The sequence below is a fragment of the Leptolyngbya iicbica LK genome (assembly GCF_004212215.1).
In the GTDB taxonomy this organism is placed as follows: Bacteria; Cyanobacteriota; Cyanobacteriia; order Phormidesmidales; family Phormidesmidaceae; genus Halomicronema; species Halomicronema iicbica.
The window spans coordinates 506,182-519,264 of record NZ_QVFV01000001.1 but is presented as its reverse complement, the minus strand read 5'-3'; the positions used below and the strand labels follow the sequence as shown (position 1 = coordinate 519,264).

Here is a 13,083-nt window from a genome sequence, read left to right as displayed (position 1 = left end):
CATTCGAAATCGAAGCTCATCGCTTCTTGTTATTAGAATAACCCCGATGGGATCAATTCTTTCAGGCTGCAAACAAAGTTTATTTTCTGGGTTGGCAGTATGGAATTGCCGCGCTTTTTCTCAGTGGAGATACGCATTATTCATGGGCCTGGTCGGGGCTGTTGGCTGAGCACTCCTCAGGTTTACGGACTGTCAGGTCGGCTCGACAGTATCGTCGCGATCGCCACTCGGTCCCTTCGCCGGAGTCCCGGGGCTCGCCTTGCCCTTACCCTCTGCCGGGGCTTCCCCTTGTCGCGGCATACTAAACGGTGAAACCGCTTGCGGCATCAGTGAGAGCTGCAGCCCCTCTTGCCAGGCATCATCAATCGAAAGCTGCCCAAAAAACTCTGCCTTGAGGCGTCGCTGTTTGGCGCGGAACTGGCTGTCAAACTGGAGATGGCACACGGTGCAGAGCGCCTTGAGGTTGCTGGGGTCTTGATTGCTGGGTTGTTGATCCAAATGTGCCACCGTCAGCAAATAGCGTCGCGGGGCGGCCTCAAACTTGGCGGGGCGCGGGGTTTTTGTCTGTCGCCAGCGTTCCACCCGTTGTTGAAACTGGGCCAACGGTTCACTGGGTTGGCGACAGGGACGCTGACATTGTTGGCAGCACCACTTGGCCTCGTGTTTGATTTGCAGCGCTAGACTGTTCCAGTTTTTGGGATAGCGATCGCGAATGATGGGCATCGCGGTTACTGCACTACTCGTTGCCCGTAGGATAACTGATCTAAGCTGTTATAGAGCATTTGATCTAAATGTCGTTTCTTTGGGGTTGACCGAATTGCCAACGCCGGGGACACACAGCTGGCGGCAGGCTTTCCCCCACGACAAAACAGACACTCTAGAATCGAAATGAATTGCATCGTCCAGTTAATGCTTGAGGCGGTGACGTCTACGTGACGTACAAAGCTGAAAATCAAACCACAGATAAGCCATGAACCGTTACGGGTTGACCTTAATTATCGGAACTTTGTTGGCAACGCCTCTGCTGACGGGGTGTGCGGCTGATTCGTCGGAATCAACCGCCACCAGTACACCGACAACTCCTTCCGCTGCCACCGATGAGGCCACAGCCGAAACCACCGTGGCTGCTGAGCCGACGGTGATCGCCCAAGCGCCGACTATTCAACAAACCGTGCTGGTCGATGGGCTTGAACATCCCTGGGGGTTGGACTGGTTGCCTGATGGCACCATGATTGTCACCGAGCGGCCTGGGCGAGTGCGCTTGATTCGGGCAGGGCAACTTGATCCCACGCCGATCGCTGGGGTGCCCGACGTTCTCACCACTGGGCAAGGGGGCTTACTCGACGTCTCCGTGCATCCGCAGTTTGCCGACAATCAATGGGTCTATTTCACCTATGCGCAGGGCGATCGCTCGGCTAACCAAACGCGCGTTGCCCGAGCCCGACTAGCGGAAGGTGCCCTCTCTGACTGGCAAGTTCTGTTTGAAGTGAATCGCTCGAAGCAGGGAGGTCAGCACTTTGGCTCGCGGATTACCTGGCTGCCGGATAACACGATGCTGGTTTCCCTGGGGGATGGGGGCAATCCGCCGTTAGAGCTAGAAGGCGCACTCATCCGCGAACAGGCCCAGAATTTGGCCAGTCATTTAGGCAAAATCGTGCGGCTCAATGATGATGGTTCGGTACCGGCAGACAACCCTTTTGTCGATACGCCGGGGGCGAATCCCGCGATTTGGAGCTACGGTCATCGCAACATTCAGGGCATGATGTATGACCCGGTGAGCGATCGCCTTTGGGCAACGGAGCATGGTGCCCGAGGCGGCGATGAGCTGAATCTAGTGGAAGTCGGCGGAAACTATGGCTGGCCTGAGGTTACCCATAGCCGCGAGTATTCCGGTGGTGAGATTACCTCGGAGCGATCGCGACCGGGCATGGTCGATCCGTTAATTGTGTGGACCCCGGCGATCGCCCCCTCCGGCCTGCTGGTCTACCAAGGCGAGGCGTTTGCCCCCTGGCAGGGCGATCTGTTTGCGGGCGGCCTCGTCTCCCAAGATGTGCGCCACATTGAGTTGGATGACTCCGGGGCTGTCATTAACGAAACCCCCATCAACATCGGCCAGCGAGTGCGGGATGTGCGCCAAGGGCCAGACGGCTTGATCTACGTCCTTACCGATGAGTCCAACGGTCGCTTAATTCGTTTGGAACCCGGCTAAAGAATCTGGCATGTCTAAAAGCCAAGTCTTGTTGGGCAGGCATCCTGCCTGCTTAGAGACAGCCGAGACGGCTGTCCAACTCAGTTGAACCCCCAGTCCTAAGTTTGCATTTTAAGGGGCACCCTCACCTAAGGCCGACACCTGGACAGCAATCACCCAACTACCCAACCACCCAGCTACTCAACCACTGCCCTACCGGGATGCCTATCGTCTTACTGCCAGATTAGCGATCGCGCTCCGCCAGATACTCCCGATAGCCGATCGCCTCCAATCGGTCTTGTTTAGCCATGACCTGAGCCGATAAACTCCGGCGATAGTCCTTCACCTGTCGACGCAAATCGGGCCGAGTTGCCGCCAGCATTTGCACCGCCAGTAATCCAGCATTTTTGGCGTTGCCGATGGCGACCGTCGCCACGGGAATGCCCCCTGGCATTTGCACGATGGAATATAACGAGTCTATGCCGCTCAGGGTGCTGGTTTTGACGGGCACCCCAATCACGGGCAAGGGGGTGAGAGCGGCCACCATGCCGGGCAAATGCGCCGCGCCCCCGGCCCCCGCAATAATCACTTGCAAGCCGCGTTCGTCAGCACTCTGGGCATAGTCCACCATGCGCTGGGGCGTGCGGTGGGCCGAGACGATCGCCACCTCGTGGGGCACGGCAAAGTCTTCACACACTGCGATCGCGGCTTGCATGGTTGGCAAATCAGAATCGCTGCCCATAATGATGCCAACAAGAGGAGTCGTCATGGTGTTAAGCCCTTGTGCGCTGCCCCGAAATCTTACCCCGAACTGTCTCCCCCAAAATTTGCAACCCGTACAGACTTTTTTGCCGAGTGCGGACAATACTCACTGCATGGGAGAGAGCTTCTCTGAGATACTGGGCAAGTAACTCGTTAACCCATTCATTCATGCACACGCTCGAACTCAATTTGAAGCACTCACCGCTGCCCCTCATGATCCAAAAAGAATCTTTGGAAGCAGCCCAAGCCGACTATAAAAAAGTGACGGAAGCGCTGACCAGTGGTGGTCTCGTGGTGCTGGAATTCACCTGTGACCAAGTCACAGACAAGCATATCAGTGTTGTGAGCAGTGAAATTGCTGCCGTCCAGCTCTATGAAAAATCTGGAACCACCTCGGCATCGGGACGTCCGCCGGGCTTTTTCTCACTGGTGCCCGACGAGGCGAAATAAGGCGATCGCCCTTGTCCCAGATCCGGCCGCACCCGCGTAATTATGACTGACCCGACTCGCGTTTCCGATCGCCCACCCGCCATTCAGGTTGACGATGTTTCGTTCGCCTGGAAGCCGCCCGCCCACGTTTTGGAGCATTGCTCGCTCACCGTGCCGCCGGGCGAATTTTGCATGTTGCTGGGTGATAACGGCAGCGGCAAATCCACCCTACTCAAGCTATTGACGGGGCTGTTGGCTCCCCAGCAGGGACAGGTTCGCATTAATGGCACCTTTGGCTACGTCTTTCAAAACCCCGATCATCAACTAGTGATGCCAACGGTTGGGGCGGATGTGGCGTTTGGCCTGGTGGGGGAAAACTTGCCGCTCTCGACAGTGCGGAGTCGAGTTTCGGAAGCGCTAGCGGCGGTGAATCTGGCGCATTTAGCGCGGCGGCCCATCTATGCCCTGAGTGGGGGGCAAAAGCAGCGGGTGGCGATCGCGGGGGCGATCGCCCGCCATTGTGAAGTGTTGCTGCTCGACGAACCGACGGCCTTGCTTGATCCCGACAGTCAGATTGAGCTAGTCAAGCTAGTGCAAACTCTGGTCAAAGAGCGGCATCTGACCGCTCTCTGGGTGACCCATCGGTTAATTGAATTGGATTACTGCGATCGCGCCGTACTGCTGCGGTCGGGCCATGTCGTGCGGGATGGTGAGCCCGCCAGCTTGCGCCAGATTTTAGCCGCCAGTGAGTGATCGCAGTATCAATGCCAGCAACCGGCCACAGCGGGCGATCGCCCGATTCAGTTGAACCGCTGATGGGGTCAGGGTTCCCGTTTGGGGTTCCATTTGGCGGCTCGCAGGTAGCCTTCGAGAAAGGGTAGACCGCCGATCGCGGGCAAAAAGTAGCGCGAGGTGCAGAGCAACCCCAGGGCAGCAGCAGTCGCCGCGTCAAAGTAAGGGGCGTAGAGAAAGACCAGGGCGGCATCACGGGTGCCGACTCCGGCAAAGGTGAGGGGCAGCAGTCCGGCCAAAATGGCTAATGGCGACAGCGCCAAGCTGGTCAGAAACGGCACCCAAGCATTTAGCGCCAGGATGAATAACCAGATTTGCAGCAGGTGCAGCAGCCAGATAAATACGGAGATGCCGGTGACGCGCAAGAGTTGACGGCGATCGCGCCAAAAATAGGCGTGCATTTCGCCCCAGGCGACTTGGAGCTGCTTAAATTTGACTTTGAATTTTTTGGGCGCGAGCTGCTGGCCCAGGGCAAAGAAGAGATTGGCAAATCGGGTCGAGCCCAACAGCAAAATTCCCCCGGCTAGGCCCGTCAAAATGGCGATCGTCATCAGCCAGAAAAAGGCATCTTTTTGGGGATACAGCCACAACCCAAACAGACACCACAGCAGCAGGGATAGCAGATCGCAGGCTTTTTCAAACACCACTAGAGAGAGGGCCAGAGACGTGCTCAAATGGCCGCGATCGCGCATGAAATAGGCCTTGGCAATATCCCCCGCTTTGGACGGCAGCACCATATTCAACACGCAGGCCGCCAGGATGAGCCGATTGGCTTCCCAAAAAGGCAGGGGCTGATGGGGCGGCATGAGCCAGCGCAACCGCAGCGCGGTGATGAGGGTGATGGGCACGACCATGCCCAGCCCGATGACGAGCCACCCCGGCTGACTGTTGCGCAAGACTGCCAATAGATCGGTGAAAGGAATGCGCCAGTAAATCAGCCCCAGGATGATCAGGCTGATGGCGATGGAAAGCAGCCGTTTACCCCGATGATTCATCGGCGGTTTTCCTGATTATGGGGGCGATCTCCCTTGGGTTCTGTGGCGTTCGCGTCCCACTTTGCGTTGATCACTTGGCCTTGTTCCAGGGCAAGGGCCTCCGACGGCAGCAGGGACGGCAGGAACTCTTCGCGACTGAAACTGTCGGCGCTGGCGACGTGGCGCAGATTTTGCCGGGGACTGGCGATCGCGGTGCCCCCCGGCCATGCGCCCAGTTGATCCTGCCGGGACACGCCCCACGGTCCCCATTCAAGGGTGCGGGTAAAACTAGGGCCAGTACTGCTGCCAGGCCGAAAAATCATCGCGCGCTTGAGCAGCGGAATGAGCCGCTGCCGCAGTACCCAGGCCAAGAGACGGAGGATGCCGTGCTTGAGCGGCGTGGGCACATGAAAGCTGGTGCGGGGGCATTGCCCGGTAATTTGCAGCGAGTGGTCTTGAGCGGTGATCTGCCAATCCGCTGACCACCAGTTGGATGTCCAGCTTTTCTGGCCCTGCGTGATGCGCCAGCCGTGCTCCAAAATCGGCGGCTGATCGGCTGACTGATGCCGATGAATGCGCACTAGGCCGCCTTTGCGAGCTGCGACATAGGCCGTCCAGGGCTGAGCTTTGGGGCGGTAGACTGCATAGCCACAGCCCGGCAACCAGAGTGATTCGTCCCAGTAGGGCTGTTGTGCGGGTTCCATAGCTGCGAGGTGGGGCAGGCTACGCACAATGCTGGCAAAGAGGTAGTGACAGTGGTAGCGATCGTCGGTGCTCCAGGCAAAATGGTGCGGTTCGTGGAGGTCGCGAAACAGCGTTTCGACCAGCCAAGCGGCGGTGAGATTCCAACTGGCGGCCCGCACCAAACCATAGGGCACCACGTAGTCGGTATTGCGGCTGTTGAGGGTGCTGGGCAGTCGGCCATCGCCCCCGACCAGTTGAGTCAAAAAGGTCACCGCCCGGTTGATGGCCGCGATCGCCCGTTCATCCCCAGTCGCGTCGTGATAGTCGACCAGCGCATCCAGAGTGACCGTCAGATAGCCAAAGTCTGGCCCGCCATATTCGTTAAACCAGCCCTCGGGATGCTGAGACTGAAATAATTGTGTCGCGAGAGAATGAATGCGATCGGCGTGATTCGGGATCAATCCGACTTTGGCCGCGAGGGCTAAGCCGGCTAAGCCGGCTGCCTGTTGGTTGGTGGCTCCTGCTTCGAGGCGATTGGCCAGGTGTTGAGCCAGGCGACGGAGCGGCTCTCGCTGCACTTGGGCCGCGAGGTGGGGGGCGTGGGTTGCCCAATCCAACAGCAGGCGACCCGCAGCATATAGACCAAATGCCGCTGGCGGATAGCCCGCTTCAAAGGGGTAATATTCATCCACGCGCCCTCGGCGATCAACCTGTCGGGCTAGAGCATTCACAGCCGCAACGGCCCAGCGATCGCACTGCGTGGTCGGCGGCAGCGAGAGAACCTGACCCGTGCGAATGGCCTCCAGCGTAAACGCCCCCTGCTGCAAAATGCTGGAGGGAAAGTCACGAATTTTGTAATGCCAGTAATTGCGGTCAAAGCAGCCAAAGGTCGGGGAGTCGGGATCGCGATCGCACTGCGTCAGGACGCGGGCTACCTGGTGTTCGACGTAGCTTTGGAAGACGGGCAGGAGGGGCATGGCGAGGGATGAGGGAAAGCAAGAGGCAAGGGGGCGGGGGAGAGAGGGGGGTGGGGGAGCTAGGAGATTGTGATTAGCTGTCTGAGTGGCCGACTCCTGTAATCGTAGAGGCGTGTTGGGTGAGTTCGGTCCAGCGATCGCTCGCATCCTCAACGATGAACTGGGTTTGGCCGAGTCCTTTGCGCTTGGTGGGTTTCGACAGGCCTTTCCAGGTTTTGCGGAGCGTGTTGAAGGCGGGGCCGACCAGTCCCAGGGGTAAGCGGGCGATGAGCCAGCGAGACAGCGGCCAACGGCCGATCGCGAAGGAACCGCTGATTACCCGTTCGACTCGATAACGACTGCGATCGATGACGGCGGGACGATAGCCAAAGTCGGGAATTGGCTGCCCGCGTTGCTGTTGCCAATCGAGGCGAATGTAGGTGCCGCGTTTTTTGAAATCCAGCATATGACCGTGCATCGCGAGCGCCTGACTAACTTCGATGGGGGTCAGTTCCAGAGCTTGCTGCGTCTGCATTGCTGCCAACGTGTCAACGGCCAGGGGCGTCCGCGCGACGACAACGGAATGCCCGCCGCCCGCCGACTCAAAGGTGGGCGACCAGGCATCACCGACGGACAAGTCGGTCAGCTCGTTGGTGAAGTCGGGAATGATCTGACAGTTGCGCGAAATGTAGAAGGGAATCAGATAGTTGTAGTAAAACTTTTGGGCTTTAAATACGCGCCCGTCTTCGACTTCGACCTGCAAATAACCGGGCCACTCCCCGGCACGCCACTGGAGCGAGGTAATCGCGAGGCGATCGCTCACGCCCTGCGATCGCAAAAACGCCCGCACCGCTCCGAAATACATGTTGGTGCCCGTATAGGGGCCAGCCACAAATACGACCTTTTGGGCGGCGGGGTGTCCGGCGGCTTGCAGCATCCGCAGGGTCGCGACCTGTTCTGGCAGGCCCACAAAAGCTAACTTGCCTTCAAACGCCGCCATTTCGGGCAACAGGGTCAGCGTCGGGGTCACCGCATACACACTCTGGGCCGCCGCCAATACCTCTTCCCGATTGCGGGCAATGAGCGGCGTGGCGCGTTCCGGGGTTTTGTATCCTTGTTGCAGCACCATCGCGCCATCTACCTGCCCCGTTTCCAGTAAATGAATCAGCATGCGACTGATGACGCCTCCCGAAGCGCCTCGGCGGCGAATGCCCGGTTCGGCGGCGTAGCCGGTGAACACCTGACGGTAGGGGCCGAGGAGCCAGTCGTCCGGCAACGATCCATGGAGCCATTGGAATATATCGGGATAGGGGGTGCCGCGACCGGAGCAGACCGACCAGGCCAGGGCCAACTCGGCGGCATCAGTGTCTTGGGGGGCGCGACGCAGATGGGGCAGGGGACCGCGATCGGTTTCTTGAAAGTGCAGCAGGTCGGGACACAGCCCCACGCACGCGCCGCAGTGGGTACAGTTTCCGGGCTGAATCACCTGTTGTTGCAACCGATCCCAATCGTTCATGGTTAATCCAAGAGTCCGCATCCAACTTTATCAAGATTCTGAATCATCCCATCTGCGGGCTAGTCGATCGCGCCAGGGGTTAGGAAGCAGACTGGGCGAATCGAACGACGCAGTCAGCATCCAGCACTGTCCAGCGATCGCTTTGAAAAACACTACACGAGGGCACCGCCTGACTCACGATCGGCACCTGACCTTGGGCAACGTGCTCAGTCGCCTGGTCTGCTGCCGGTTGAAATTGCCGCATCCATTGACTGTCGCTGACATAAGTGGGCGCAAAGGCGTGGTGATCGAGCAGCCAAAAATCGACACCATATTGCTGAATAAAGGCGGCGACCACTGCCGGATCCGTCGTGTATTGAGCGTTCAGTAAATCTATGACACGCTGGCGAAACTGCCGATAATACTCGGTGTGATAGGCCAATCCATGCTCTTCAGACACGAGGATGGAACGCCCGGCAAAGGACGGCAGATTACTGGCTTCGTTCGACAGGGAGGCAATGAGGCTGTCCTTGGGCTGCTGCTGAAAAAACTCGTATAGCTCGCTAGAGTCGGCCAAGTTGTAGTAAGCCGTTTTGGGATAGTTGTTGAGAAACAGCGGATAGTAGAAGAACGTCGCGATGAAGAACGCGGCCACGAATAGCAGTGGTAGGCTTTGGCCCAGCAGCCGTTTGAGCTGGCCACTGGGATGCGATCGCCCGCTAGCAGTGGATGATCGGACCCAGCGATCGCCCCACTTAAACAGCGCCTCAAACAAAAACACCCAGACCATGCCCGCCGCTAGCACCAATACCACCCGAATCGTGTGGCTGGTATAGCGGCTCGGCAAATGCAGCTCGAAAAGCAACAAATGCGCCAGCATAAACAGCCCAAACGACACCACCAACAGCTGCCCCAGTACCCGCACATGGGGCGTCACAAGTCGTCTCAATGGCGTTTTGGCCGGTGACCAGAGAAACCACGGTAGCAAGAGCCCCACCCAGCTGGTCACGGGAATCGAGGTGCGCCGATGAAAGATGCCGCTCCGCCCCGGATACCCATCTAACCAAAAGGCAATATCTGACCGAAAGAAGGCATTGCGTCCTCCGGGCTGAAACTCCGGCATGGTCTGAGCTTCGGCGCGACTGACAATACTGCCAAACTCCGATAAATTGCCCGTGTACAAGGCCAGAGCCAGAATGAGCGCCATCCCCGCTGCCACCAGGCCATAGTCGCGCCAGTCGTGGGAGAGCCGCAAGCGGCCCTTGGGCCACTGAGCGAGCCGTAGCACCAACACCCCCACCGAAATCAAAATGATCGGGGGATAAAAGATGGCTTGTAAGACGAGCACGAGCCCGCTGCGCCACCGTACTTGACGCAGCAAATAGTAGAGAAAAGCCAGCAGCAGTGGATAGAGAAAGGCCCGTGGCGTGGCGGAGGAAATTTCGTCTGATCCCCAAATGGCTTGGTTGAGCAAGGCAGATGAAATGAACGCACCGAGTGGCAGAGGGAAAATTTCGAGACTTAAAAAGAAGCCGTAGCCGACGGTGATTACCCCCAGAAAAAACGGCAAAACCTTGCTTACCCAGTCAGGGGTGATGCCCAGCATCGTGAGGCTGCGATACAGCCACTCATAGCCAATCGGAGCCGCCGCTTGAAAGTAGTCGGCAATCAAATCGTCGGGAAACAGCTCTGAGTCCAGAAATCGCTGCATCCAAAAAATGTGCTGCCGCGCATCATCCTGCACCACATAGTCGCTGGCAAAAGCTTGTTGTAGCGCCAACCCGCCATAGATGACGGCAAACACCATGCTGAGCCCGAGCCAGAAATATCGACTCCGCCGAGAGCGTTCCGTGAGTAAAGCGAAGATAGGGGAAGGAGCCATACGTAGGGAGAGAGAACAGGGGCAAGGTTGGCGTCAAACTCAGCGCAGACTTTAACCATCTTGGGAACGCGAGCGGGACTGAGTCCACTGCAAACGACGTAAGTGGAGTTGATTTTCTTCCAAAATTTTGCGATTCACCGCGAGTAAGTCGGCCACAAAGCCCAAGATCCAGAGCTGGAAGCCCATCAGCATGAGAATCGCCGCCAAAATCAAACTAGGCACGTGCGATCGCGGGGTGCCGCCAAAGTACAGGATGAGCCACCGGACGCCGATGAGAAAGCCTGCCGTGAAGGGCACAGTTCCCGCTAAGGCAAAGAACCGCAGCGGGCGATAGGTCATGAAAATGCGCAGGATGGTGAAGAGCGATCGCTGCACATAAATCGGAATGCTTTTGACCAGACGCGAGGGCCGCAAATCCGCATTGGTGTGGATGGGGACGGACACGACCTTCATGCCTTTTTGCCCGGTCTGAATAATGGTTTCCAGCGTGTAAGTGTATTCGTTGAAAACGTTGAATTTCAGCGCGGCCTCCCGGCTAAAGGCCCGGAAACCGCTAGGCGCATCGGGAATTTGCGTATTGCTAGCCAGCCGGACGGCCCAACTGCCGAGTCGTTGCAACTGCTTTTTAATCGGGGAAAAGTGGGGCGTCTCTTGAATCGGTCTTGCCCCCACCACCATGTCGGCCTCGCCTTTGAGAATAGGGGTGAGCAGGTGGGGAATATCCGCCGCGTTGTACTGGTTGTCGGCGTCAGTATTCACAATGATGTCGGCCCCTGCCCGTACCGACGCCTCGATGCCCGCCATAAAGGCCCGCGCTAAGCCCTGGTTATAGGGCAACCGCACAATATGGTGAACGCCGCACGATCGCGCCACTTCCACTGTGCGATCCCAGCTACCGTCATCGATGATCAGCCATTCCACCTGATCAATGCCGGGCAGGGTTTTTGGCAGTTCCGACAGGGTCAGGCCCAGGGTCGCTTCTTCGTTGTAGCAGGGAATCTGAATGATGAGCTTAACCATGCAGGCAATTGGGGGCTAGCAGAGTCAATGGCCATGAAGTCAACAGCGATCGCCACCGGACGAGCCCCATCAACATCCAGCATCCATCATCCCCTAATGCGGACGCTTGGCAAGGGCGATCGCCGAAAACCCATTCTCAAAATGGCCTCCCCATTCAGGGAGAAATCCACGGACGCTGGCTTCACCGCTGCTGGGGGAAGGCTCGCTCCCGCGATCGCTGACGACAATATGGCTGGAATGTCCAGTTGCTGTCCTTATGCCCGCGATCGCTCTAGCAGAGGCCGCCACCACGCTTCGTTGTCAAGGTACCACTGGGCGGTTTGGGCCAGCCCCGTGGCAAAGTCATACTTCGGTTGCCATCCGAGCTCGCGCTGCAGTTTCGAACTATCCATGGCGTAGCGGCGATCGTGCCCGGGGCGATCGGTCACAAAGGTAATCAGCTCTCGGGCCGGAGAAATGGGTAACCCGTCGGCCAATTCATCCATCAAATCGCACAGCTGCTGCACGATATCGATATTTTTGACCTGGTTATTGCCGCCAATGTTGTAGGTCTCTCCCGGTGCGGCTTTTTGCAACACCGTCGCGATCGCCTCACAGTGATCGGTGACATGCAGCCAATCGCGCACATTTTGCCCATCGCCATAAATGGGGAGCGGCTGCCCCGACAAAATATTCACGCACATTAGGGGGATCAGCTTTTCGGGAAATTGATAGGGGCCGTAATTATTCGAACAGTTGGTAATTAATGTCGGCAAATTAAACGTATGAAAATAAGCCCGCACCAGGTGATCACTCCCGGCTTTGGAGGCGGAATACGGACTATTGGGGGCATAAGGGGTCGTTTCACTAAACGCCGGATCGGTTGGCCCCAAACTCCCAAAGACTTCGTCAGTCGAGACATGCAAAAAGCGAAAATGCTCCGGTTTGCCTTGCGCTTCCCAACGATGGCGAAATGCCTCAAGCAAGGTGAAAGTGCCCACTACATTGGTTTGCACAAACGCCGCTGGGCCTAAAATGGAGCGATCGACATGGGATTCCGCCGCAAAGTGAATGATGGTGTCAATCTCATAGGCGGTCAATAACTGACTCACCAACTCCGCATTCCCAATATCGCCTTCCACAAACTTAAAGCCGTCGGCACCTTCTAAATCGGCCAGAGTGGCGCGATGACCGGCATAGGTTAACGCATCGAGCACGACCAGTAAATCAGCCTGGCGATGCCAGTAATGGACAAAATTAGAGCCAATAAAACCGGCTCCACCCGTCACCAGCACTCGCTTGTTCTGTCCTTTAGCGTTTGTGTTGTGAGTCAAAATCGTCCCCTATTCACTCAATAAAGTCTCATTGGGGCTACAGCACGCTGGCAACCAAGGTGGGGTATCGACGCTGCTTGAAGGCATGCCATACTCCAGCCATTGAGGGCGCCGCTGCGTGTCCCAGTGTTCAAGAGAACCCCGCGTGACCAAAATTGATTGAGCGATCGCCCATTGATCGCCCCATCAATTTCAATCCAAAGGGCGCTTTGCCTGCCGCCAGAATGCTGTGCCTCATGAACAATACTCTCTTAGCAATTTCCTACCATGACAGCGACCCCGGAATTTCATCTGAATTTCGCAAATTTTCCCTGCCCGTTGCAATACAGGCCGAGAGCGGGTTCCGAGTGCTGAGGCGATTGGTCTCACTTAATTGAACAGCAACTCGAAGCATGCCCTGAGGCAATGAGTACCCGTCACCGAAAGCAGTGAAAATTGGCCAGCAGAATGTCGGATATGGAGATGAGGTGCCTGCGCCCCTTGGCTGGCTGCGTTATCGCTGACTCATCTCACAGACAGTTCTTTGTTCTTAACCTTTTGTTGTTAATGTATGTTGAATTGCTGATTTGATGTGCAACTAGTCTGGGT

12 protein-coding genes are annotated in these 13,083 nt (G+C 57.3%); 4 read left to right on the top strand and 8 right to left on the bottom strand.

Features of this window, described 5'->3' with window-relative positions; all coding sequences use genetic code 11:
* Nucleotides 1–192: 192 nt before the first annotated feature.
* Nucleotides 193–723, bottom strand: a complete 531-nt coding sequence (locus DYY88_RS02155; protein WP_052288202.1) for a hypothetical protein — start codon at nucleotides 721–723, stop codon at nucleotides 193–195.
* 247 nt (nucleotides 724–970) lie between these two features.
* Here DYY88_RS02155 and DYY88_RS02150 point away from each other — a divergent pair, with 247 nt between their 5' ends.
* Entirely contained in the window at nucleotides 971–2,209 is a 1,239-nt protein-coding gene (locus DYY88_RS02150) for a PQQ-dependent sugar dehydrogenase (RefSeq protein ID WP_039725231.1), read from the top strand.
* 223 nt (nucleotides 2,210–2,432) lie between these two features.
* On the opposite strand, the gene purE is transcribed toward DYY88_RS02150, so the two are convergent.
* Nucleotides 2,433–2,957: a 5-(carboxyamino)imidazole ribonucleotide mutase gene (gene purE / locus DYY88_RS02145; protein WP_039725230.1), complete on the bottom strand. Its 525-nt coding sequence runs from the start codon at nucleotides 2,955–2,957 to the stop codon at nucleotides 2,433–2,435.
* Nucleotides 2,958–3,118: 161 nt separating this feature from the next.
* Between purE and DYY88_RS02140 the strand changes: the two genes are divergently transcribed.
* Nucleotides 3,119–3,400, top strand: coding sequence for a UPF0367 protein family (locus DYY88_RS02140; protein ID WP_039725229.1), 282 nt, complete (start codon nucleotides 3,119–3,121; stop codon nucleotides 3,398–3,400).
* 42 nt (nucleotides 3,401–3,442) lie between these two features.
* On the top strand, nucleotides 3,443–4,132 hold the full coding sequence (locus DYY88_RS02135) for an energy-coupling factor ABC transporter ATP-binding protein (protein WP_039725228.1): 690 nt from the start codon (nucleotides 3,443–3,445) through the stop codon (nucleotides 4,130–4,132).
* A gap of 68 nt (nucleotides 4,133–4,200) precedes the next feature.
* Here DYY88_RS02135 and DYY88_RS02130 read toward each other — a convergent pair whose 3' ends face one another.
* The 5 genes from DYY88_RS02130 to DYY88_RS02110 all read right to left on the bottom strand — a co-directional run bounded on the left by DYY88_RS02130 (nucleotide 4,201) and on the right by DYY88_RS02110 (nucleotide 11,182).
* Nucleotides 4,201–5,166, bottom strand: a complete 966-nt coding sequence (locus DYY88_RS02130) for a lysylphosphatidylglycerol synthase transmembrane domain-containing protein (protein WP_039725227.1) — start codon at nucleotides 5,164–5,166, stop codon at nucleotides 4,201–4,203.
* A complete protein-coding gene (locus DYY88_RS02125) occupies nucleotides 5,163–6,806 on the bottom strand; it encodes a hypothetical protein (RefSeq protein ID WP_044150852.1) in 1,644 nt (547 codons plus the stop codon). The genes DYY88_RS02130 and DYY88_RS02125 overlap by 4 nt, the downstream gene beginning before the upstream one ends.
* A 73-nt stretch (nucleotides 6,807–6,879) precedes the next feature.
* A complete protein-coding gene (locus tag DYY88_RS02120; protein ID WP_044150851.1) occupies nucleotides 6,880–8,301 on the bottom strand; it encodes a Coenzyme F420 hydrogenase/dehydrogenase, beta subunit C-terminal domain in 1,422 nt (473 codons plus the stop codon).
* Nucleotides 8,302–8,380: 79 nt separating this feature from the next.
* Nucleotides 8,381–10,162 carry a hypothetical protein gene (locus DYY88_RS02115; protein ID WP_039725226.1) on the bottom strand — a complete coding sequence of 594 codons (1,782 nt, stop codon included), beginning with the start codon at nucleotides 10,160–10,162 and terminating at the stop codon, nucleotides 8,381–8,383.
* A gap of 51 nt (nucleotides 10,163–10,213) precedes the next feature.
* A complete protein-coding gene (locus DYY88_RS02110) occupies nucleotides 10,214–11,182 on the bottom strand; it encodes a glycosyltransferase family 2 protein (RefSeq protein ID WP_039725225.1) in 969 nt (322 codons plus the stop codon).
* A gap of 8 nt (nucleotides 11,183–11,190) precedes the next feature.
* On the opposite strand from DYY88_RS02110, the gene DYY88_RS02105 reads away from it, so the two are divergent.
* A complete protein-coding gene (locus DYY88_RS02105; protein ID WP_130199300.1) occupies nucleotides 11,191–11,403 on the top strand; it encodes a hypothetical protein in 213 nt (70 codons plus the stop codon).
* A 33-nt stretch (nucleotides 11,404–11,436) separates the two neighbouring features.
* Here DYY88_RS02105 and rfbB read toward each other — a convergent pair whose 3' ends face one another.
* Nucleotides 11,437–12,495 carry a dTDP-glucose 4,6-dehydratase gene (gene rfbB / locus DYY88_RS02100; RefSeq protein ID WP_044150850.1) on the bottom strand — a complete coding sequence of 353 codons (1,059 nt, stop codon included), beginning with the start codon at nucleotides 12,493–12,495 and terminating at the stop codon, nucleotides 11,437–11,439.
* Between the last annotated feature and the right edge of the window lie 588 nt (nucleotides 12,496–13,083).